Annotated in this window: 21 protein-coding genes and 2 pseudogenes; 21 read left to right on the forward strand and 2 right to left on the reverse strand. The window is 55.4% G+C overall.

Annotated features, from left to right (window positions below; genetic code table 11):
• The 4 genes and pseudogenes from IKE44_RS05635 to IKE44_RS05650 form a co-directional block, all read left to right on the forward strand.
• A pseudogene (locus IKE44_RS05635) lies at positions 1-158 on the forward strand (IS66 family transposase); the annotation flags it as partial.
• 294 nt (positions 159-452) lie between these two features.
• Positions 453-692, forward strand: a pseudogene (locus tag IKE44_RS05640) (RHS repeat domain-containing protein); the annotation flags it as partial.
• Between the two features lie 445 nt (positions 693-1,137).
• Positions 1,138-1,284, forward strand: coding sequence for a hypothetical protein (locus tag IKE44_RS05645; RefSeq protein WP_287465270.1), 147 nt, complete (start codon positions 1,138-1,140; stop codon positions 1,282-1,284).
• Positions 1,285-1,611: 327 nt separating this feature from the next.
• Complete coding sequence (locus tag IKE44_RS05650; RefSeq protein WP_150825334.1) at positions 1,612-2,175, forward strand: Uma2 family endonuclease; 564 nt, start codon at positions 1,612-1,614, stop codon at positions 2,173-2,175.
• Positions 2,176-2,379: 204 nt separating this feature from the next.
• Here IKE44_RS05650 and IKE44_RS05655 read toward each other — a convergent pair whose 3' ends face one another.
• The gene (locus tag IKE44_RS05655; RefSeq protein WP_061567715.1) at positions 2,380-4,119 is read right to left on the reverse strand and encodes an Rqc2 family fibronectin-binding protein; all 1,740 of its coding nucleotides are present in this window, start codon (positions 4,117-4,119) and stop codon (positions 2,380-2,382) included.
• A gap of 314 nt (positions 4,120-4,433) precedes the next feature.
• Between IKE44_RS05655 and IKE44_RS05660 the strand changes: the two genes are divergently transcribed.
• The 17 genes from IKE44_RS05660 to spoVM all read left to right on the forward strand — a co-directional run bounded on the left by IKE44_RS05660 (position 4,434) and on the right by spoVM (position 21,974).
• Positions 4,434-7,106, forward strand: a complete 2,673-nt coding sequence (locus IKE44_RS05660; protein WP_033016076.1) for a cation-translocating P-type ATPase — start codon at positions 4,434-4,436, stop codon at positions 7,104-7,106.
• Between the two features lie 88 nt (positions 7,107-7,194).
• Positions 7,195-8,070: a YicC/YloC family endoribonuclease gene (locus tag IKE44_RS05665; RefSeq protein ID WP_033016075.1), complete on the forward strand. Its 876-nt coding sequence runs from the start codon at positions 7,195-7,197 to the stop codon at positions 8,068-8,070.
• A 56-nt stretch (positions 8,071-8,126) separates the two neighbouring features.
• Complete coding sequence (gene remA / locus IKE44_RS05670; RefSeq protein WP_033016074.1) at positions 8,127-8,390, forward strand: extracellular matrix/biofilm regulator RemA; 264 nt, start codon at positions 8,127-8,129, stop codon at positions 8,388-8,390.
• Between the two features lie 11 nt (positions 8,391-8,401).
• Complete coding sequence (gene gmk, locus IKE44_RS05675) at positions 8,402-9,019, forward strand: guanylate kinase (RefSeq protein WP_080706534.1); 618 nt, start codon at positions 8,402-8,404, stop codon at positions 9,017-9,019.
• A 2-nt stretch (positions 9,020-9,021) separates the two neighbouring features.
• Positions 9,022-9,222 carry a DNA-directed RNA polymerase subunit omega gene (rpoZ, locus tag IKE44_RS05680; RefSeq protein ID WP_011230668.1) on the forward strand — a complete coding sequence of 67 codons (201 nt, stop codon included), beginning with the start codon at positions 9,022-9,024 and terminating at the stop codon, positions 9,220-9,222.
• Positions 9,223-9,270: 48 nt separating this feature from the next.
• Entirely contained in the window at positions 9,271-10,476 is a 1,206-nt protein-coding gene (gene coaBC / locus IKE44_RS05685; protein ID WP_033016073.1) for a bifunctional phosphopantothenoylcysteine decarboxylase/phosphopantothenate--cysteine ligase CoaBC, read from the forward strand.
• A complete protein-coding gene (gene priA, locus IKE44_RS05690) occupies positions 10,473-12,878 on the forward strand; it encodes a primosomal protein N' (protein ID WP_287465274.1) in 2,406 nt (801 codons plus the stop codon). Before coaBC ends, priA begins: the two co-directional genes overlap by 4 nt.
• A gap of 17 nt (positions 12,879-12,895) precedes the next feature.
• Complete coding sequence (gene def / locus IKE44_RS05695; protein WP_033016092.1) at positions 12,896-13,369, forward strand: peptide deformylase; 474 nt, start codon at positions 12,896-12,898, stop codon at positions 13,367-13,369.
• A gap of 6 nt (positions 13,370-13,375) precedes the next feature.
• The gene (gene fmt / locus IKE44_RS05700; protein WP_287465276.1) at positions 13,376-14,335 is read left to right on the forward strand and encodes a methionyl-tRNA formyltransferase; all 960 of its coding nucleotides are present in this window, start codon (positions 13,376-13,378) and stop codon (positions 14,333-14,335) included.
• Complete coding sequence (gene rsmB / locus IKE44_RS05705) at positions 14,322-15,656, forward strand: 16S rRNA (cytosine(967)-C(5))-methyltransferase RsmB (protein WP_033016065.1); 1,335 nt, start codon at positions 14,322-14,324, stop codon at positions 15,654-15,656. The genes fmt and rsmB overlap by 14 nt, the downstream gene beginning before the upstream one ends.
• A gap of 5 nt (positions 15,657-15,661) precedes the next feature.
• Positions 15,662-16,762: a dual-specificity RNA methyltransferase RlmN gene (rlmN, locus tag IKE44_RS05710; protein WP_287465277.1), complete on the forward strand. Its 1,101-nt coding sequence runs from the start codon at positions 15,662-15,664 to the stop codon at positions 16,760-16,762.
• A 5-nt stretch (positions 16,763-16,767) separates the two neighbouring features.
• Positions 16,768-17,517: a Stp1/IreP family PP2C-type Ser/Thr phosphatase gene (locus IKE44_RS05715; RefSeq protein WP_033011190.1), complete on the forward strand. Its 750-nt coding sequence runs from the start codon at positions 16,768-16,770 to the stop codon at positions 17,515-17,517.
• A gap of 5 nt (positions 17,518-17,522) precedes the next feature.
• Positions 17,523-19,499, forward strand: coding sequence for a Stk1 family PASTA domain-containing Ser/Thr kinase (gene pknB, locus IKE44_RS05720; RefSeq protein WP_033016080.1), 1,977 nt, complete (start codon positions 17,523-17,525; stop codon positions 19,497-19,499).
• A gap of 4 nt (positions 19,500-19,503) precedes the next feature.
• Positions 19,504-20,385, forward strand: a complete 882-nt coding sequence (gene rsgA / locus IKE44_RS05725; protein ID WP_033016062.1) for a ribosome small subunit-dependent GTPase A — start codon at positions 19,504-19,506, stop codon at positions 20,383-20,385.
• Between the two features lie 3 nt (positions 20,386-20,388).
• Entirely contained in the window at positions 20,389-21,045 is a 657-nt protein-coding gene (gene rpe / locus IKE44_RS05730; RefSeq protein WP_033016061.1) for a ribulose-phosphate 3-epimerase, read from the forward strand.
• A 114-nt stretch (positions 21,046-21,159) separates the two neighbouring features.
• On the forward strand, positions 21,160-21,810 hold the full coding sequence (locus IKE44_RS05735) for a thiamine diphosphokinase (RefSeq protein ID WP_033011184.1): 651 nt from the start codon (positions 21,160-21,162) through the stop codon (positions 21,808-21,810).
• A gap of 83 nt (positions 21,811-21,893) precedes the next feature.
• On the forward strand, positions 21,894-21,974 hold the full coding sequence (gene spoVM, locus IKE44_RS05740) for a stage V sporulation protein SpoVM (RefSeq protein ID WP_033011182.1): 81 nt from the start codon (positions 21,894-21,896) through the stop codon (positions 21,972-21,974).
• A 39-nt stretch (positions 21,975-22,013) separates the two neighbouring features.
• Here the strand turns inward: spoVM and rpmB are convergent, their stop codons facing one another.
• Entirely contained in the window at positions 22,014-22,199 is a 186-nt protein-coding gene (gene rpmB, locus IKE44_RS05745) for a 50S ribosomal protein L28 (protein ID WP_033011180.1), read from the reverse strand.
• Positions 22,200-22,357 lie beyond the last annotated feature (158 nt).

Consider the following 22,357-nt stretch of genomic DNA (forward strand, 5'->3'; position numbering starts at 1 on the left):
ACATTTCGGGTACGTTTCGCGAAGAAACATTCGCGCAGTCGTTTTGCATCGCAAGAAGCATCGTTTCCACACTGACGAAACACGAAAAAAACGTGTGGGATTCGTTATGTCTTCTGTTGACGGGTGACACGCTTGATCGCGTTCTTTCTACCACTTAGGGCATTTTCTATTACGGGGATGCCCTATTTGTGTTGCGCTTCTTTACATACTACTATCGGAGTGAATAGTTACCTTTTCCTTTGCCCTTTCTTGGCATGTTTTCGTAACAGGGAAAGGAGAGAGAAAAGGTTGATTTCCGCCATTATGCGAACGCAAAAGCAACTGGTGCCAATACGATTGGAGAAGATCGAGCGCTTTCCGTTCAATGATTTGAATGTCTTCTTTTGATGCCAACACATCCGAGCTTGAAACAGAAACGTCTGGGTGTGTTTAGTGCAAAATGGCAGAGCTTCATGGCAAAAAAGGCTTGCCAGTTCCTAAAATCCCCTCTACTGTTTAAGGTTGTGAAGAACAAAACAGTGGAGGTAAAGAAAGGAAACCAAAAAGAGTACACGTACGATTTATCGGATCGCTTAAAACAGCTGTTGTTAGCGAACGGTACTTCCGTCAACTACGATTATGACGTAAATGGCAATATGACTTCAAAAGTCATTCGAACCAGCGACGGCCAGTCTCAAACATTTACTGCTTCTTAAAGAGCAATGGTCGGATGGAACGACGATCGCGTATACGTACGATGGTTTCAGGAACCATTTATGGAAGAGAGAAAGCTCTAAAGTGGGAGATAGGAAGAGCTTATACAGTGAGAAAAGCTGGGGGTAATATGTATCTTCATGTCAGACCGTGATAACATAAACAAAGGGGGTAAGCTATGTTACTGAAAACATTTCTATTATTAGGAGAAGAAGGGATATCTGACGTTAAAAAAGTTTTTCTATCCTGAAAATACCCGAACTTCAAAATGTGCAAGGTTTCAGAGTTCGACATAGCGGCGTTTTCATACCTTCGATGGTGACGAAATCTTTTTGTCATGGGAGTCTATATAGATCGTAAAGTGAATTTTCATCTCATGATGTACAATGAACGGGTATAATATGTTTAAAAGGATCCATCTTCCTTGAAAGGAGTGAAAACGTTATGGATTTTGTAAGAGTAATCAAAAACAGCAATGACTTAGAAAAGATCATCGATTTGCCTCAATCATTAAAAAATAGAAAAGTGGAAGTCATTATTCTTCCTTATGCAGATAAAGAAGATTTGGAACAGCCAAAAAAAGGAATCTAAGAGGGGCTCTGTCCAAATATAAAAATGAGACTTTGCAAGCCCGAGAAAGCGATGCTTGGTCTAAAGCTGTGTGTTTAGTGCAAAATAAAAATACAGAGTTCTGCAACGAAAAGTGCAGAGCCTAAGGCAAAGAAAAAAGACTTGCCGGCTCCTAACCTTTCTTCTACTGTGGAAGGTGTGAAGACATAACCAAACAGTGGAGAAAGGATGCTGACAATGCCTGAAGTTCATCGTATCAGAAAACTGCGTGAAAAGAAAGGGGTCTCTTTCTCCACCACACCATTTCAGCTAAAATGAAGTATATAGGCGACAAAGGAGAAGATGCCGATGTCCTTGCCTCGGTTTTCCAATGTGTCGTACGAGCAATATTGGGCGTTGCGGGAACAAAGCGATGAGTGGCTTGAATATATTGATGGCGCTGTGTATATGGCTCCGTCGCCAAGCATCAAGCATCAGCTTGTTTCGAGCAACCTTCATACCGAATTGGGCCTTTATTTTCGTGGGAAGCCGTGCAACGTGTTTGCGGCGCCGACCGATATCGAACTGGCTAGCGACAAGTTTCCCGATCGCAAAGTCGTCATTCCGGATTTAAGCGTTATTTGCGATTCAAAAGGGTTTACGGAAACGAAGTATGTCGGCGTGCCTACTCTTATCGTTGAGATCTTGAGCCCTTCCAACCAGGCGCACGATTTAGTGACCAAATTCAATTTGTATATGGCGTACGGTGTGAAAGAGTATTGGGTCGTCAATCCGATGAAAGAGGCGATTACCGTCTATACGCTGAACGAGGAAGGACTGTATGAGCAGGCGGATGTGAAAGCGGGAACGGGTGTGGTGCAGTCGGCATGCTTTCCTGGGCTTCAAGTGGCTCTTGAGGATATGTTTCGTTGAGACGGATGGCAGACGTGCATGGAGTTGCATTCGCGATGGCGGCTTGTGGTTGACTCGACAAGTTTGCAAAGCGGGCTGTCCGTAAGGCCAATGCAGCTGGTCTTACAGACAGCCCGCTGTCTTTTATGCGGCGCTAGACCGTTTCGGTTTGCGGGAGTTCGCGCGGATCGCCCGATGCCGTGTTGGGCGGCCATTGGGGCGCGTTTACGATGGTTTCGCCGCTTGTTCTTTTTGCCTCTGTTTCATGGTGCGGACGAGTTCTTCATCCGGTGTGACGTAGAGCGTTTGCTCGTTTTCGTAAATGACAAATCCCGGCTTGGCGCCGCTCGGTTTTTTTACATAGCGGATGCGCGTGTAGTCGACAGGCACGGAGCCGGAATGGCGCGCTTTGCTGAAGTAGGCGGCAAGATTCGCCGCTTCCAAGAGCGTCTCGTCAGACGGCTGCTTGTTCCGGATGACGACGTGCGAGCCGGGAATGTTTTTCACATGCAGCCAAACATCGTCCTTATGGGCCAGCTTTGTTGTGAGATAATCGTTTTGTTTGTTGTTTTTGCCAACGAGTATTTCCGTGCCGTCGCTTGCGACGTAGCGGTCAAGCTCGGGTGCGGTTGGTTTGCGCTTTTTTGCTCCTTTGGCCGCGCGCGGGCGCAAATAGCCTTGTTCAATGAGCTCGTCGCGGATTTCCTCGACATCTTTCGGCGAGGCGGTTTCAAGCTGGCTTAAAATCGTGTCGCAATAGGCGATGTCTTCTTTCGTCCGCTCGATTTGTTCTTGAACGACGGCGAACGAGTTTTTCGCTTTTTGGTATTTTTGAAAGTACTGTTGCGCGTTCTCGGACGGCGATTTTTGCGGGTCGAGCGGAATGGTGATGGTGCCTCCGTTTTCGTCGTAGTAGTTTGCGACCTCGATTTCCGTCATGCCGCGCTTTATGGCGTACAAATGGGCGGTGAGCAGTTCGCCGTACAGTCGATAAACGTCGGCTTTCTTTGCTTCTTCGAGCGTCTGTTCGAGCTTTAGGAGCTTTTTCTCGTTTTTCGCCTTTTCGTTCGCCATGAGACGCTCGATGTCATGAGCTTGCTGCTTGACGCGGTCGCGCTCGGCCTTGCCGAAATAAAAGCGGTCCAATAGCTCGCTTGCACTCGCAAACGGTTGGCCTTCGATTTTTAAGTGCTTAAGCGGCAAAACGTAAAACCATTCTTTTTCCCCGTTCGTGTACATCATCGGGGCAAAGCGGCGGCCGCGCACGTCATCGATGAGCGAAAGAAAGCTTTTTGGCAGCGTCGTCCGGTTGGCGAGTCCAGCGCGGAACACCGCCTCATTGGCAAATAGCGGCGAAATGCCGCTGAAGGCGGAAACAAGCTGATGGGCGAGCTTGCCGGCGTGAAAGTCGATTTTTTTCAGCACCATTTCTTCCGTCGCCTCAAGCGGGTTCAGCTTGCCGTGCGTCGGTGGGGCGACGTACGGATGCCCGGGAAGCACCGTCCGGTAGCGGTTGACCGACGGCGGCAAATGTTTCAAGCTGTCGATGATCGTGTTGGTCGATGCATCAACGAGGATGATGTTGCTATGGCGGCCCATCACTTCGATGATGAGCCGCTTCGTCTGCAGATCGCCGAGTTCATCGCGGCCTTTTGCATCGATGATGATGATGCGGTCGAAATCGGCTTGGCGGACCGACTCGATGATGCTTCCTTCCAACTGTTTGCGCAGCCGCATGCAAAACATCGGCGGCTCGGATGGGTTGTTGTACGTTTCGTTTGTCAAATGGACGCGCGCGTACGTCGGATGCGCCGACAGCATCACTTTATGGTTATGGCCCCGGGCGCGCACAAGCAGCACGATCTCATACGCCGAAGGCTGGTGGATTTTCGTGATCCGCCCGCCCGCAAGCGCCTCTTCGAGTTCACCGACAATGGCGTACGTAAACACTCCGTCAAAGGACATGGAAAACACCTTTCTATTTCGTTTGTTTGCTATTTCGATCTTACCATACGACCCGCCGTTTTGAACATTTCTTTGAATATTACCTGAAGACGGACGAAGATGCCCGACGAACATGTTGCATAAAATGGGGAGGCCCGCTTTTTTGACACGATTTTTTCCCTTATGGGGGAGATGGCGTGGCAAAGGGCCCCACGACTCCTTATGTTTGTGTCGCTAAACATCATGGCGGGGACTATCATTTTTTGGGACATGTATGAATAAGCATAGAGAAGAGGGAACAGCGTGCGAAAAAATGGAAGGACGGAGGGAGACAGATGCAATGGCATACGCTCGCGGCAAGCGATGTCGCGCACGAGACGAAGACGAATGTCAAAACCGGGCTTACGGCGGCGGAGGCGGAAAAACGGCTGCGGCAGTTCGGGTACAACGAGCTGGCGGAAGGGAAGAAGGAGTCGGCCATCGTTGTCTTTTTTCGCCAGTTTCAAGATTTTATGGTGCTTGTGTTGCTTTTGGCGACGGTGATTTCCGCATTTTTAGGCGAGTATGCGGATGCGGTGGCGATTGTCGTCATCGTGATCATGAACGCCATTCTCGGGTTTATCCAGGAGCGGCGGGCGGAAAAGTCGCTTGCCGCCTTAAAACGGTTGTCCGCTCCGCAAGCGGTTGTGTTGCGCGGCGGGGAGTGGGTGAAAGTCCCCACGCGCGAGCTTGTTGTCGGCGATGTGGTGAGACTTGCAAGCGGCGACCGGGTCGGGGCCGACATCCGCTTGATTGAGGCGGCCGGCCTGGAAATCGAGGAGTCGGCGCTGACGGGCGAATCAGTGCCGGTGGCCAAATCCGCCGCCCCGCTTCATACGAAACAGGCGTCGCTCGGCGATTTGCACAATATGGCGTTTATGGGGACGCTCGTGACAAGAGGGAATGGGGTCGGGATTGTCATCGCCACTGGGATGAAAACAGCGATGGGACAAATCGCAACGATGCTCGAAGAGGCGGATGCGGGGGCAACCCCGCTCCAGCGCCGGCTCGAGCAGCTTGGGAAAATTTTGCTTGTCGTCGCATTGGCGCTGACGGCAGCGGTCGTGGCCGTAGGTGTCATTCAAGGGCACGACCTGTATGAAATGTTTTTGGCTGGTGTGTCGCTCGCGGTCGCCGCCATTCCGGAGGGGTTGCCGGCCATTGTGACGGTCGTCTTGGCGCTTGGCGTGCAGCGGATGATCAAACGAAACGCCATCGTCCGCAAGCTTCCGGCGGTGGAAACGCTCGGCTGCGCTTCGGTCATTTGTTCCGACAAAACGGGGACGATGACGGAAAACATGATGACCGTCACGCAAGTATGGGCAGGCGGGCGGACATTTGCGGTAAGCGGCGTTGGTCTTGAAACGGATGGCGAGTTTTCTGAACGCGGCCGGACGGTTGATCCGAACCGCGTTCCCGAGCTCGCTCGCCTGTTGACAATGGGGGTGCTTTGCAATAGTTCGGAGTTGAAAGAGGAAAACGGCCGGCGTTACGTCGACGGCGATCCGACGGAAGGAGCGCTGCTGGTCGCGGCGGCCAAAGCTGGATTGGCGAAAGGAATGCTTTTGCGTGAGTACACGATCGAACAGGAGTTTCCGTTTGATTCCGAGCGGAAAATGATGACGGTCATCATTCGCGACCGGAACGGGCGGCGGTTCGTTGTGACGAAAGGGGCGCCCGATGTGCTGCTTGAGCGGGCGGACCGCCTGGAATGGAACGGGCGCGAGCAGGCGCTGACCCCGGCGTGGAAAGAGACGATTGAGAAGGCGATTCGCCAGATGGCGTCTTCCGCCTTGCGCACGATTGCCATTGCGTATCGGCCGCTTGCGGAAACGGAACGGATCGGATCGGAGAAGGAGGCGGAGACGAAGCTTCGGTTTCTCGGCGTCGCCGGCATGATCGATCCGCCGCGGCCGGAGGTGAAGCAGGCGGTGGCGCGATGCAAAGAGGCGGGGATGAAAACGGTGATGATCACCGGGGATCATGTGTTGACCGCAACGGCCATCGCCAAACAGCTTGGCGTGCTCCCGCCCGGCGGAAAAGTGATGGACGGGGCGACGTTATCGCGCCTGTCGGTCGACGAGCTCGAACGCGAGGTCGATAATATTTACGTGTTTGCCCGCGTCTCCCCGGAGCATAAGCTGAAAATTGTCAACGCCTTTAAGCGCCGCGGTCATATTGTCGCCATGACCGGCGACGGGGTGAACGACGCGCCGGCGTTGAAAGCGGCGGATATCGGCGTCGCGATGGGCCGGTCGGGGACGGAAGTGGCGAAAGAGGCGGCGTCGCTCGTGCTGCTTGATGACAACTTTGCGACGATTGAGGCCGCGATTGAAGAAGGGCGCAACATTTACGAAAACATCCGCAAGTTTATCCGCTACTTGCTCGCCTCGAACGTTGGGGAAATTCTCGTCATGTTGTTTGCGATGCTGCTTGCCTTGCCGCTGCCGCTCGTGCCGATTCAAATTTTATGGGTCAATCTTGTCACCGACGGTTTGCCAGCCATGGCGCTCGGGCTCGACCAACCAGAAGAAAACGTGATGAAGCGGCCGCCGCGCCGTCCCGATGAAGGGGTGTTCGCCCGCGGGCTCGGCTGGAAAATCGTAAGCCGCGGCTTTTTGATCGGCGTTGTTACGCTGGCTGCGTTTCTGACCGCCTATGAACGGAGCGGCGAGGATCTCGTTTACGCCCAGACAGCGGCGTTTGCGACGCTTGTGTTGGCCCAATTGATCCATGTGTTCGACTGCCGCTGCGATCGTTCGGTTTTTGACCGCAGTCCGTTCGGCAACATGTATCTCGTTGCAGCGGTGATCGTGTCGCTGCTGTTGCTGCTGGTCGTGATCTACTACCCGCCGCTGGCTGCCGTGTTCCATACGAAGCCGCTTGCGGCCGTCGATTGGCTGCTCATCATCGGTTTGTCCGCCTTGCCGACCTTTTTGTTTGCCGGCTCGCTTTTTACGAGAAAATAAAAGGATGGATATGTTATAATAAAAAAGGTGATAGAGGAGCGCTCTATGACCTTTTCTTTTTCATCAACGACGCAACGGATGTGATGGCATGGTTTACAGCATGACTGGTTTTGGCGCGAGCACGAAAAAAACGGATCGCTTGACGGTGGCGGTGGAAATGAAATCGGTCAACCACCGGTTTTGTGAAATTTCCATTCGCCTCCCTAGACAATGGCTCGTGTTTGAGGATAAAATAAAAAAAGCAATTTCACCGTACGTGCGGCGCGGAAAAGTGGAAGTGTTCGTCACGATCGCCGGAGAAGGGCTTGTGAAACGGAGCGTACATATCGATTGGGATTTGCTTGGCCAGTATTGGGCCGGAGTGCAGGAAGCCGCAAAGCGATTTGCCATTGACGGCAGCGTGACGGCGGCCGAGTTGCTTCGGCTTGATGGGGCCGTCGAAGTGGTGGAAGAGGAAGGAGCGAACGAGCAGGTCGAGCCGCTGCTTTTGGCCGCTGTCGATGAAGCGGCAAAGGAACTTGTGGCCATGCGCCGGCGCGAAGGGGAGGCGCTGGCCGCGGATTTGCGCGCCCGCCTTCATGAAGTCGAAGCCGGGGTGGAAGTCATTGAGCAGCGGGCGCCGCTTGTAGTCGAGCAATACCGCGAGCGGCTTGCGCGCCGCCTGCGCGAATGGGCGCCTTCTCCGGTTGATGAAGCGCGGCTGCTCACAGAAGTGGCGGTGTTTGCGGAAAAGGCGGACATTCACGAGGAATTGAAACGCATCCGCAGCCATTTGGCGCAAATGACGGACGTCCTTGAGGCGGACGAACCGATCGGGAGGAAGCTTGACTTTTTGGTGCAAGAGCTGAACCGCGAAGTGAACACGATCGGCGCCAAGGCGAACGACAGCTTGATCGCCGCGCAAGTCGTTGAGATGAAAAGCGTGCTTGAGAAAATGCGCGAGCAGGTGCAAAACGTGGAATAACTGTTTAAAACGACTTATTGGCGGCAACAATATCGGATATGGCAGGTGGGCGTGTCATGATGATGAAATTTATCAATATCGGGTACGGAAACATGGTGTCAGCCGCCCGCATCATTACGATTGTCAGCCCTGATTCGGCGCCGATTAAACGGATCATCCAAGATGCGCGCGAAAGCGGCAAGCTCGTTGACGCGACGCACGGCCGAAGAACGCGCGCGGTCATCATCACCGACAGCGATCACGTCATTTTATCGTCCGTACAGCCGGAAACGGTGGCGAACCGCTTGTACGGAAGCGATGATTTCTCCGAGGAAGGGTAGGGTTTTCAACGTTGAAAAGCGAACGTGGATTGTTAATCGTCATGTCAGGGCCGTCCGGCGTTGGCAAAGGGACGGTGCGCAAAGCGCTGTTTTCGCGTCCTGACATCAAGCTTCATTATTCAGTGTCCGTCACAACACGCAAGCCGCGCGAAGGCGAAGTGGAAGGCGTCGACTATTTCTTTCGGACGCGCGAGCAGTTTGAACAAATGATTCGGGAAAACAAGCTGCTCGAATGGGCCGAGTATGTCGGCAACTATTATGGGACGCCGATTGATTATGTGGAAAAAACGCTCGCCGAAGGGAAAGACGTGTTTTTGGAAATCGAAGTGCAAGGAGCGATGAAAGTGCGGCGGGCGTTTCCAGAGGCGCTCTTCATTTTCTTGGCCCCGCCAAGTCTCACGGAGCTTGAAAAGCGGATCATCGGACGCGGCACCGAGTCGAAAGAGCTGATTGAAAATCGGCTGCGGGCGGCGAAAGAGGAGCTTGAAATGATGGATGCGTACGACTATGTCGTGGAAAATGATGAAGTCGAGCTCGCCTGCGAGCGGATCAAGGCGATTGTCACGGCTGAGCATTGCCGGCGCGAACGCGTCGCCGAGCGATATAAACGGATGTTGGGGGTGGAATGACGATGCTGTATCCTTCCATCGATTTGCTGATGCAAAAAGTGGACTCCAAGTATAAGCTTGTCACGGTGGTGGCCAAACGGGCACGCGAGTTGCAGGACGGTGCGGAGCTGATGGTGAAAAAGCCGGTGTCGAAAAAATTTGTCGGCCAGGCGCTCGAGGAAATTGCCGGTGACAAGGTCGAATTAGTGGAAGAGGAAAAATAACAACCTAGCTTTAGGTTGTTATTTTTTCAATGTCGGGGGGTGGCCAACATGATCAAGGGAAAACATATTTTGCTTTGTGTGACCGGGGGGGTGGCGGCGTACAAGGCGGCGGTGCTCACCAGCCAGCTCGTCCAGCGCGGCGCTGAAGTAAAAGTGATCATGACAGAAGGGGCGTGCCAGTTCATTACACCGCTCACGTTTCAAGCATTGTCGCGCCAGGAAGTGTATGTCGATACATTTGCCGAAAACAACCCGGCCGTCATCGCCCATATCGATTTGGCGGACTGGGCGGATCTCGTCCTCGTTGCGCCGGCGACGGCCAATACGATGGCGAAGCTGGCCGCCGGCATCGCCGATAATATGGTGACGACGACGATTTTGGCGACGAAAGCGCCCGTCTGGATCGCTCCGGCGATGAACGTTCATATGTACGAGCATCCGGCCGTTCGGGCGAACATGGAGCGGCTCTGTGAGTTCGGCTACCGGTTCATCGAACCGTCGGAAGGCTACTTGGCGTGCGGCTACATCGGCAAAGGGCGTCTCGAGGAACCGGAGAACATCATTGCCCATATCGAGCGGTTTTTTGCCGGCGATCCGCCGCTGTTTCGCGGGAAGCGCATTCTTGTCACCGCCGGGCCGACGCGGGAGAAGCTCGACCCAGTCCGCTATTTCTCTAACTATTCGAGCGGAAAAATGGGCTACGCCATCGCCGAAGCGGCGGCCCGCTTCGGCGCTTCGGTGACGCTCGTCTCCGGACCGACGGCGCTCCCATCGCCCGATGGCGTCGAGACGGTGGCGGTTGAATCGGCGGAAGAAATGTATGAAGCGGTTTTGTCTCGCTTTGCGGAAACGGACATCGTGATCAAAGCGGCGGCGGTCGCCGATTATCGGCCGAAATATGTCGCAGCTTCCAAAATTAAAAAGCAACCGGGCGGTTATGTCGTCGAGATGGAGCGGACGGTCGATATTTTGAAGGCGCTTGGCGAGCGGAAAACGGGGCAGATTTTGGTTGGATTTGCCGCTGAGACGGACAACCTTGAGCAGTATGCGTTAAAAAAACTGGAAGAAAAGCGGCTCGATATGGTCGTCGCCAACAATGTCACCGAAGAAGGCGCAGGGTTTGCCGGCGATACGAACATCGTCACCATCTTCCGCCGCGACGGCGTCGTTCGGCCGCTGCCGCTCATGACAAAACGCGAGGCGGCCGAGGAAATTTTAAAAGAAATACACGCCTATATCGAGGGGATTCGATGAAAGTCGCCTCCGTGATTGTCGATGTTCCGTCCCGGCAGACGGACCGCCCGTTCGATTATGCGATCCCGGAGCGCTGGCAAGGCGTCATCCAGCCGGGCATGCGGGTGACGGTGCCGTTTGGGGCGCGGCGTTTGCAAGGGTTTGTCGTCGAGGTGAAAGACCATTCCGACATCAAGCAGCTGAAACCGATTGAGCATGTGCTTGATGTCGTGCCGGTGTTAAACGAAGAGCTGCTGGATCTTGGCCGCTATTTAACGGAAACGACGCTCTGTTTCGCCATCTCGGCGTACCAGGCGATGCTGCCGGCGGCGATGCGGGCGAAATATGAAAAAACGCTCCGCTTGACGGATGAACGAAATCGGGAAGCATTGCCGGACGACCTAAAGCCGCTGTTTGTCCATCAAATGGAAGTGGCTTGGAAAGACATTGAAGCCGCCAGCTTATGGCGGGCGGCGCAAAAAGCGGTACAGCAAGGTGTGCTTGAAGCCGTTTACGAAGTGAAAGAAAAAGCAGGCAAGAAAACGGTGAAGCATGCGCGTTTGGCCGTTCCGGACAAACAGGCAAACGACGCGCTGGCGGCGCTGCCTTCAAGGCAAAAGGACGTGCTTTCGTTTTTGCTTGAAAAAGGGGAAGCGGTGCCGGTTGCCGAGCTGCAAGCGGCGCTTGGCGTTTCCTCAGCGCCGCTGAAAGCGCTCGTCGACAAAGGATTGGTGGTGCTGAACGATGTCGAGGTGTACCGCGACCCGTACGAACATCGCACGTTTCAGCCGAGTGAGCCGCCGGCGCTCACTCCGGCACAAGAAGCGGCGTTGGCGAAAATCGCCGCTTCGGTGCGCGCCGGAGAGCACCGCACGTTTTTGCTTTACGGCGTCACCGGGAGCGGGAAGACGGAAGTGTACATGCAGGCGATCGACGAAGTGCTGCGCCAAGGGAAAGAGGCGATTGTCCTTGTCCCGGAAATTTCACTGACGCCGCAAATGGTCGAGCGGTTTAAGGGGCGGTTCGGTCCGAAGGTGGCAGTGCTCCACAGCGGGCTGTCCATCGGGGAAAAATACGACGAATGGCGGAAAATTCACCGGAAAGAAGTGCAGCTTGTCGTCGGTGCGCGCTCAGCCGTGTTTGCCCCGTTTGAAAACTTAGGGATGATCATCATCGACGAAGAACATGAGACGAGCTATAAGCAAGAAGAAATGCCGCGCTACCACGCGCGCGATGTCGCCATTTACCGCGCCCGCCGCCACAGCTGCCCGGTCGTGCTTGGCAGCGCCACCCCCTCGCTTGAGACGTTCGCCCGCGCCGCCAAAGGGGTGTACGAGCTGCTTGAGCTGCCGGAGCGCGTCAGCCGCCAAGGTTTGCCGTCGGTCCATGTCGTCGATATGCGCGAGGAACTGCGCAGCGGCAACCGCTCCATGTTTTCACGCCGGCTGCTTGACGGGTTGCGACAGCGGCTCGAACGCGGCGAGCAGGCGGTGCTGTTTTTAAACCGGCGCGGCTATTCAACGTTTGTCATGTGCCGCGGCTGCGGCTACGTCATCCGTTGTCCGCATTGCGACATCTCGCTTACGTACCATCGCGCCGGCGAGCGGATGAAATGCCATTATTGCGGGCATGAAGAGCCGCTTGCCCCCCGCTGTCCGTCGTGCGGAAGCGAACACATCCGCTTTTTTGGCACTGGCACGCAAAAAGTGGAAGAAGAACTGACGAGGTTGCTGCCGAAAGCGCGCGTCATCCGCATGGATGTCGACACGACCGGACGCAAAGGGGAGCATGAAGAGCTGCTTTCCCGTTTTGCCGCCAAGGAAGCCGATATTTTGCTCGGCACGCAAATGATTGCCAAAGGGCTCGATTTTCCAAACGTCACGCTCGTCGGCGTGCTGGCGGCTGACACGATGCTGCATTTGCCCGATTTCCGCGCCGCGGAAAAAACGTTTCAGCTGCTGACACAAGTGAGCGGGCGCGCCGGACGGCATGAGTTGCCGGGTGAAGTCGTCATTCAGACGTACACGCCCGACCATTACAGCATCGAGCTTGCCGCCCGCCATGACTATCGCGCCTTTTATCGGCAGGAGATGATGCTGCGCAAAGCGCACGGTTATCCGCCGTACTACTACTTGACGCTCATCACGGTCGCCCACCAGGAAGCGCCGGCTGCCGCCAAGACGGCGGAAAAAATCGCCGCCTACATGCGCAAACAGCTGTCAAACGAGGCGGTCGTTCTCGGTCCGGTCGCCTCGCCGATCGCCCGCCTTCACGATAGATATCGTTACCAGTGCATGATAAAATACAAACGGGAACCGAATGTAACGGCGGCGCTCAAAGCGGTCATCGACCGCTACCAAGCCGATGCCGCCCATGGCGGAGCGGCCATCACCGTCGATACGAACCCGTATATGATGATGTGAAAATGGAGGAAATGACGTTGCCAATATTGCCGATTGTCACATATCCCGCCCCGATTTTGGAGCAGCCGTGCGCCCCGGTGACAACGTTTGACCGCGAGCTTGCCCGGCTGCTTGACGACATGTACGATACGATGCTTGCCGCTGACGGGGTCGGCTTGGCCGCCCCGCAAGTCGGCATCGCCAAGCAGATCGCCGTCATTGACGTCGGCGATGAACACGGCCGGATTGAGCTCATCAACCCAGTTATCCTCGAGGCGCGCGGCGAAGAGGTCGATGTGGAAGGCTGTTTGAGCTTTCCCGGCCTGTTTGGCGAAGTGCCGCGCGCGAAATTTGTGAACGTGCGGGCGCAAAACCGGCGCGGCCGTTCGTTTACGCTTTCGGCCGCCGGTTTTTTGGCGCGCGCGTTGCAGCATGAAATCGACCATTTGCACGGTGTGCTGTTTACATCAAAAGTGATCCGTTACTGTGATCTTGAGGAATTGGAAGGATAGATGCCGATGACGAACATTGTGTTTATGGGGACTCCTGATTTTGCCGTGCCGATTTTGCGGCAGCTTCTTGACGACGGCTATCATGTTTCGGCGGTTGTCACCCAGCCGGATAAGCCAAAAGGGCGGAAGCGCCAGCTCGTGCCACCCCCGGTGAAAGTGGAAGCGGAGCGCCACGGCATCCCGGTGCTGCAGCCGACAAAAATTCGTGAGCCGGAGCAATACGAACAAGTGTTGGCGTTTGCGCCTGATTTGATTGTGACGGCGGCGTTCGGGCAAATTTTGCCGAAAGCGCTGCTGGAAGCGCCGGAATACGGCTGCATCAATGTCCATGCCTCGCTTCTGCCCGAGCTGCGCGGCGGGGCGCCGATCCATTATGCCATCTGGCAAGGAAAAACGAAAACGGGCGTCACGATCATGTATATGGTCGAGAAGCTGGATGCCGGCGATATGTTGGCGCAAGTCGAGGTGCCGATTGCTGAAACGGACACGGTCGGCACGCTCCATGATAAATTGAGCGCCGCCGGGGCTAAACTATTATCAGAAACGCTTCCACTTTTATTGGAAGGAAACATTGCGCCCGTTCCGCAAGATGAGGAGAAAGCGACGTATGCGCCGAACATTCGCCGCGAGCAGGAGCGGATCGACTGGACGCAGCCTGGTGAAGCCATTTACAACCATATTCGCGCCTTCCATCCGTGGCCGGTTGCGTATACGACACACAGCGGGAACGTTTGGAAAGTTTGGTGGGGAGAAAAAGTGCCGACACCAGAAGCGGCGCCGCCGGGCACGATTGTGGCGCTCGAGGAAAACGGCATTGTAGTGGCCACCGGCAATGAGACAGCCATTCGCATCACCGAATTGCAGCCGGCCGGCAAAAAGCGGATGGCCGCCGGCGAGTTTTTGCGCGGCGCCGGCAGCCGTCTTTCGGTCGGCATGAAGCTAGGAGAGGATCATGAACGTACGTGAACTTGCGTTGGAGACATTGTTGGCAATTGAACAACAAGGAGCCTACAGCCATCTGGAGCTCAATGAAGCGATTCGCAAAGGCCGGCTTGACGGGCGCGATGCGGCGTTGCTGACGGAGATCGTCTACGGCACGGTGCAGCGGCGTGATACGCTTGACTACTATTTAGCTCCGTTTTTGCGAAAGGCGCGCCGGCTGGAGCCGTGGGTGCGCATGCTGCTCCGGTTGACGCTGTACCAAATGGTGTATTTGGACCGCGTCCCGGATCACGCCGCCATTTTTGAAGCGGTCGAGATCGCCAAGCGGCGCGGCCATCGCGGCATCGCCTCGCTTGTCAACGGCGTTTTGCGCACGATCGGCCGTGAGGGTCTGCCTTCGCTTGAGGCGATTCACGACTCCGGAAAACGGCTCGCCGTCGCCACCAGCCATCCGGAATGGCTTGTCCGGCGCTGGATCGGCCAATACGGTTTTGAGGAAACGGCGCGCATGTGCGAGACGAATTTGCGCCCGCCGCAGTCAACAGCCCGCGTCAACCGGCTGCGGGCGACGGTGGAGGAAGCGCTTGACCGGCTGCGTGCTGAAGGCATGGCAGCTGCTCCCGGCCATCTCGCGCCGGAGGCTGTCCGCGCGGAAAAAGGAAATTTGGCGCATACGCAAGCGTTTCGCGCCGGTTTGCTGACGATCCAAGATGAAAGCTCGATGCTTGTCGCCCGGGCGCTTGATCCGGCTCCCGGCGAGCGGGTGCTTGACTGCTGCGCGGCGCCCGGGGGGAAGACGACCCATATCGCCGAGCGGATGGGCGGCCGCGGTGAAGTGGTCGCCGTCGATGTTCATGAGCATAAAGTGAAGCTCATTGAGCAGCAGGCGCAAAGGCTTGGGTTTCGCTGCATCACCCCCCTCGCCCTTGACAGCCGCCGGCTCGGCGAGCGGTTTGCCCCTGAGTCGTTTGACCGCATTTTGGTCGATGCGCCGTGCACCGGATTCGGCGTCATTCGCCGCAAGCCGGAGATCAAATACACGAAAGGGAAAGACGACGTCGCCTCGCTCGTTGCGGTGCAGCAAGCCATTTTGCGGGCGGCCGCGCCGCTGTTGAAAAAAGGGGGCGTGCTCGTTTACAGTACGTGCACCATCGAGCGCGAAGAGAATGAAGACGCGATCGCCCGTTTTTTGGCCGACCATCCGGATTTTGCCCTTGACGACCGTCTCGCCGAGCGGATGCCAGAGCCGGTGCGGCCGCGCGTGCGAAGCGGAATGCTGCAGCTGTTGCCGCATTATTTTGATTCCGACGGGTTTTTTATCGCATTACTACGAAAGAAGGTGTAAATGGAGTGGAAATCGTCCAGACCGCTGTCCGCCGGGCCTCCAGCGGCGGGCAGCCGCCATCGTTGCCGTCTGTTTATTCGCTCACGCTTGACGAGTGGAAAGAATGGCTTGCTGCTCAAGGCGAAAAGCCGTTTCGCGCCACACAAATTTACGAATGGCTGTATGAAAAGCGCGTCACCGATTTTGCCGAGATGACGAACTTGCCGAAACGGCTGCGCGAACAGCTCGTGGCGTCGTTTTCGATCACGACGCTCAAAACGATTGTCAAGCAAACGTCCAAAGATGGGACGATCAAGTTTTTGTTTGAGCTCCATGACGGCTATTCGATCGAGACCGTGCTCATGCGCCATAACTACGGCAATTCGGTGTGCGTGACGACCCAAGTCGGCTGCCGCATCGGTTGCACGTTTTGCGCCTCGACGCTCGGTGGGCTGAAGCGTCATTTGGAAGCGGGCGAAATCGTCGCTCAAGTTGTACACGTGCAAAAGGCGCTCGATGAGACCAATGAGCGCGTCAGCAGCATCGTCGTGATGGGCATTGGCGAGCCGTTTTACAATTACGATGCGCTCATCAAATTTTTGCGCATCGTCAACCATCCGAAAGGGTTGAACATCGGCGCCCGCCATATCACCGTGTCAACGAGCGGGATTATTCCGAAAATCTATCAATTTGCTGACGAAGGCATGCAAATCAATTTCGCCATTTCGCTGCATGCACCGACGAACGAGCTGCGGACGAAGCTGATGCCGATTAATAAGGCGTATCCGCTGCCGAAGCTCATGGAGGCGGTCCGATACTACATTGAAAAAACTGGACGGCGCGTGACGTTCGAGTACGGATTGTTCGGCGGAGTGAATGACCAACTTGAGCATGCCGAGCAGCTGGCTGAGCTGCTTAAAGGGCTGAAATGCCATGTAAATTTGATTCCGGTCAACTATGTGCCGGAGCGAAATTATGTGCGCACGCCGCGCAACCAAATTTTTGCCTTTGAACGGGCGCTGAAAAAACATGGAATCAACGTCACCATTCGCCGCGAACACGGACACGACATCGATGCCGCCTGCGGACAGCTTCGCGCGAAGGAGCGGAAAGAAGAGACGAGGTGAATCGGATGCGAGCCGTTTTCCGAACTGATATCGGCCAAATTCGCGAGCATAACGAAGACAACGGCGGTGTATTTGTCAACGAAAGCGGCCAATATTTCGCGGTTGTCGCCGATGGAATGGGCGGTCACCGCGCCGGCGATGTGGCGAGCGCGATGGCGGTGGCGCACTTGCAAGAGCAATGGGAGCAAGCGCCGTGCGTTTCCTCGCCGGCTGAGGCGGAGCAGTGGCTGAAAGTGCAGATCGCAGCCGCCAATGAGCGGCTGTTTCGCTACGCCCTCTCCCATCCGGAATGCCAAGGGATGGGAACGACGGTCGTCGGCGCCATTTGCGCTGGGCCGTTTGCCACCATCGCGCATATCGGCGACAGCCGCTGCTACTTATTGAACCAAAACGGAATTCAACAGTTGACCGATGACCATTCTCTTGTCAATGAGCTGGTCAAAAGCGGGCAAATTTCCAAAGAGGACGCCGAACACCATCCACGCAAAAACGTGCTTTTGCGGGCGCTTGGCACCGAACCGGCCGTGAAGGTCGATATCAAAACCGTTTCCATCGATGACGGCGATATGCTCCTGCTATGCTCGGACGGATTGTCAAATAAAGTGCCCGAGGCAGACATCGTGCAAATTTTGACCGGTGCCGGCGCGCTTGAAGAAAAAGCGCAGGCGCTCATCGAATTGGCGAACGGGCGGGGCGGAGAAGACAACATTTCGCTTGCAGTCGTTGATTTTTCAGTGGAACGTGAAGGTGGGTGATCGGCGTGCTTATCGGAAAGCGATTGAACGACCGCTACAAAATCATCAGCCTGATCGGCGGCGGCGGCATGGCGAATGTCTATTTGGCCCGCGACATCATTTTGGAGCGCGATGTCGCCGTGAAAGTGCTCCGCCTTGATTTTGCCAACGACGACCGGTTTATTAAACGGTTCCGCCGCGAAGCGCAGGCGGCGACGAGCTTAAATCATGAGCATATTGTGCCGATTTACGACGTCGGCGAGGAAGAAGGCCTTTATTATATCGTGATGGAGTATGTGCGCGGTTCGACGCTGAAACAGTACATTCAGCAGCATGCCCCGCTTCCGGTCGAGCGGGCGCTTTGCATCATGGACCAACTGACGTCGGCCATCGCCCATGCCCATGAGAACGGTATTATCCACCGCGACATTAAACCGCAAAACATTTTGCTTGATGAGCACGGCAACGTGAAAGTGACCGACTTCGGCATCGCGGTGGCGATGAGTGGAACGACGATTACACAGACGAACTCGGTGCTCGGTTCGGTTCATTATTTGTCGCCGGAGCAGGCGCGCGGCGGCATTGCCACTGAAAAGTCGGACATTTATTCGCTTGGCATCGTCATGTTTGAGCTTGTCACCGGCCGGCTGCCGTTTTCCGGCGAATCGGCCGTTTCGATCGTGCTGAAGCATTTGCAGGCGGAAACGCCGTCGCCCAAGGCGTGGAATCCCGACATTCCGCAAAGCGTCGAAAATATTATTTTAAAAGCGACGGCGAAAGACCCGTTTTACCGCTATGAATCGGCGCGCGCCATGAACGAGGACATCCGGACGGCGCTGGACCCGAGGCGGCGCAACGAGGCCAAATTCACGATCCCGGATGACGGCGATGAAGCGACGAAGGCCATCCCGATCATAAAACATCCGGAAAGCGCCGCGCTTGAGCCGGAGACGCTTGTCTATGAGGAAAAGGCGAACGAGCCGGCCAAAGCGGATGACGAGCCAAAGGCGAAGCCGAAACGGAAGCGGGTCTGGATCGCCTGGCTTGCCGCCGTCATCCTATTGCTTGGAGCGGCCGGCGTGAGCGCGCTCACATGGATTCCGGACGTGTTCTTTCCAAAGGAAGTGACGGTGCCGGATGTCGTCAATAAAGACTATGACGAAGCTGTTGAACAGTTGTCGGCGCTCGGCTTGGAAATCAAAGACACGATCGATGTCGAAGATGATGCAATAGAAGAAGGAAAAGTCGTGCGCACCGACCCGGAAGCCGGAATGACGGTGAAGCAAGGGGCCGGCATTGTCATCTATAAGAGCGCCGGCAAAAAGAAAATCGAGTTTCCAAGCTTTATCGGCGACGATATTTCGGCCGCCGAGGAGGAGCTGCGCGCGGAAGGGTTCACTCGCATTACGCGCAACGGCCGCCATAGCGATAAGCCGGAAGGGACGATTTTGGATCAATATCCGTACGCCGGCGATGAAGTCGTGCCGAGCGAAACGGAAGTGATGTTCACGGTCAGCCTCGGTCCGGAAACCGTAACGCTCAAAGACTTGAGCGGCTATACGGAAAAAAGTGTGCGCGACTACGGCGAAGACCAAGGGCTGCGCATTGAAGTGAAGTACGAGTATTCCGATGAAGTGCCGAAAGGGCTTGTCATCTCGCAAACTCCGGCAGCCAATGAGCAGGTGGAAAAAGGCGAGACTGTTACGGTCGTCATTTCCCGCGGCCCGGAGCCGAAGCCATCCAAAACGGTCATCAAAGAAATCGTCATCCCATACGAGCCGGCGGAAAACGGACAGGTGGTGGAAGCCCAGCTTTACATTCAAGATGCGAACCATAACATGACAACGCCATATAAAACGTACCGGCTGACAGGGCCGGCCACGGAGATCGTAGAGTTTGAAATTCCATACGGGGAGACGGCGTATTATCGCGTTATTGTCAACAATGTTGTCAAAGACGAAGGATCGATTCCATATCCAGAACACGGCGGAAAAAAGGAGTGAGGCTATGGCAGAAGGGCAAATCATCAAAGCGTTGAGCGGATTTTATTACGTGCTCTCGGAAGGGAATGTGTTTCAGTGCCGCGGGCGCGGTGTGTTTCGCAAGCAAAAAGTGACGCCGCTTGTCGGCGACCGCGTCGTCTTTACGGCGACAAGTGAGACGGAAGGCTACATTTTGGACATTCGCGAGCGGCAAAATGAACTGGTGCGGCCGCCGATCGCCAACGTCGAGCAGGCGATTTTAGTTTTTTCTGCCGTAAGCCCGGACTTTAGCGCCAAGCTGTTGGACCGCTTTCTCGTCTTAATCGAATCGAAGGAAATTGCGCCGATTATCGTCATTAGCAAAATGGATTTGCTCGATGGCGAGGCGAAAGACGCGATCGCCCGTTATGCAGGTGATTACCGGCGCATTGGCTATGAGGTGATTGAGACGTCGACCGTGACAAAAGACGGCCTCGATAAGCTGGCGGCGCACCTGCGCGGCCGCGTCTCGGTCGTTGCCGGACAGTCCGGCGTCGGCAAGTCATCGCTGTTAAATGCGCTTCGCCCGGATTTGCGGCTGAAAACCGGCGATATTTCCACCCATTTAGGGCGCGGCAAACATACGACCCGCCACGTCGAGCTGCTGGAGGTGGCCGGCGGGCTCGTCGCCGACACACCGGGGTTTAGCGCCCTCGAGTTCGACGATATTGAACTTGACGAGCTGCCGCGCTATTTTCCGGAATTCCGGGAATACGGAGAAGGGTGCAAGTTCCGCGGCTGCCTTCATGTGGCCGAACCGAAATGTGCGGTCCGCGAGGCGGCTGAGGCTGGGGACATTCCGCCGTACCGCTACGACCATTATTTAAGTTTTGTTGCGGAAATGAAAGAACGAAAGCCGAGGTATTGAACGATGATTCGAATTGCGCCATCGATTTTGTCAGCTGATTTTTCCCGTTTGGCCGAGGAAATCCGTTCGGTGGAAGAAGGCGGAGCCGATTGGCTTCATGTCGATGTCATGGACGGACGGTTCGTGCCGAATATCACGATCGGGCCGCCGGTCGTTGCCGCCATTCGCCCGGTGACGAAGCTGCCGCTTGACGTTCATTTAATGATCGCCGACCCTGACCGATACATTCCGGCGTTCGCCAAAGCCGGGGCGGACATCATCTCCGTCCACGCCGAGGCGTGCGTGCATTTGCACCGGACGATTCACTTTATTAAAGAGCAAGGTGTCAAGGCCGGGGTCGTGTTGAATCCGCATACGCCGGTTGAGACAATCCGCCATGTCATCGCCGACGTCGATCTTGTTCTATTGATGACAGTCAACCCGGGGTTTGGCGGGCAGGCGTTCATTCCGTCCGTCGTGCCGAAAATTCGCGAAGTCGCCCGTTTGGCCGGCGAACAAAACAAGACGCTGGACATCGAAGTGGACGGCGGCGTCAACGCGAAAACAGCGCCGCTTTGCGCCGAAGCCGGGGCGAATGTGCTCGTCGCCGGGTCGGCCATTTACAATGAGGCGGACCGGGCGGCGGCCATTCGCGCTTTGCGAGAAGCGTGCGCCAAGTAGAGAACGGGCTCCTGCATCCGGCAGCCGCTGCAACGGTAGGCGGTGAGCGCCGGAAAAGCCAGGCAAGGCGAAACAAGGCTTTTTCTTATTGAAAAAGGCGAAGGGGGAAGGGGAATGGTGATCCATATTGTCGGCGGCGGCCCGCGTGAGCTTCTCCCTAGCTTGCGCCGCTATGACGGCGCGGATGTGCATTGGGTCGGCGTCGACCGCGGCACAACGGCGCTGCTTGAAGCCGGCCTCCAGCCGGTGCGGGCGTTTGGCGATTTCGATTCCGTGCCGGCTGAAGAAGTGGCCAAGCTTCAGCAAATGCTTCCGGATTTGGAAATATGGCCGGCAGAAAAAGACAAAACAGATATGGAGATCGCCCTTGATTGGGCGGTGGAACAGGACGCCTGCCACATCCGTCTGTTTGGCGCCACCGGCGGACGGCTTGACCATCTGTTTGGCAATGTCGAGCTGTTGCTGAAATACGCCGGCCGGCCGATTGAAATCGTCGACCGGCAAAATGTGTTGACCGTCCATCTGCCCGGCGTGCATACGATCACACGCGACGATCGATACCGCTATGTGTCTTACATCCCGATTTCTGAAACGGTGGCGGGGCTCACGCTTATTGGATTTAAATATCCATTGGCCGACTGTCATATTTCCCGCGGCTCCACACTATGTATTAGTAACGAACTTATCCAATCTTCCGGTACTTTTTCGTTTTCGGAAGGCATATTAATGATGATAAGGAGCAGCGATTTTGCCGGCTGCCCGTAGTTGCGATTGGTCAGCAACGGAATATACTGGATAAGGAAATGGCGGGAAGTGCGTGATATGACGGGTGTGAGGAGGGAATCGGGATGAAGTTTTATACGATCAAGCTGCCGAAATTTTTAGGCGGAATTGTGCGGGCGGTGTTGAACGCGTTTAAAAAAGGGTAAGAAAAAAGCACCATTTTTGGTGCTTTTTTTGTTGAACGGTTAGACGCGTTTTACTTTTCCGGATTTCAGGGCGCGCGCCGAAACCCAAACGCGTTTCGGTTTGCCGTCGACTAAAATGCGCACTTTTTGCAAGTTGGCTTTCCACGTGCGGCGGCTGGCGTTCATGGCGTGCGAACGTGTGTTGCCGAACGATTTTTTCTTGCCGGTAATGAAGCATTTCGCCATCGTTTTTCCCTCCTTGCTTTTACATCCCTCTAAAAACACTATTATAATTTATCATACAACGGAAGGGATTGCAATAGACGCGCTCTTTCTCTTTCAAGAAAATGTCCTTGACATATATTTCAGTTTTCGGCTAAATAATACTAGTGGGCGGCCGAGCG

This window comes from Geobacillus sp., from assembly GCF_017515625.1.
Taxonomy (GTDB): domain Bacteria; phylum Bacillota; class Bacilli; order Bacillales; family Anoxybacillaceae; genus Geobacillus; species Geobacillus stearothermophilus.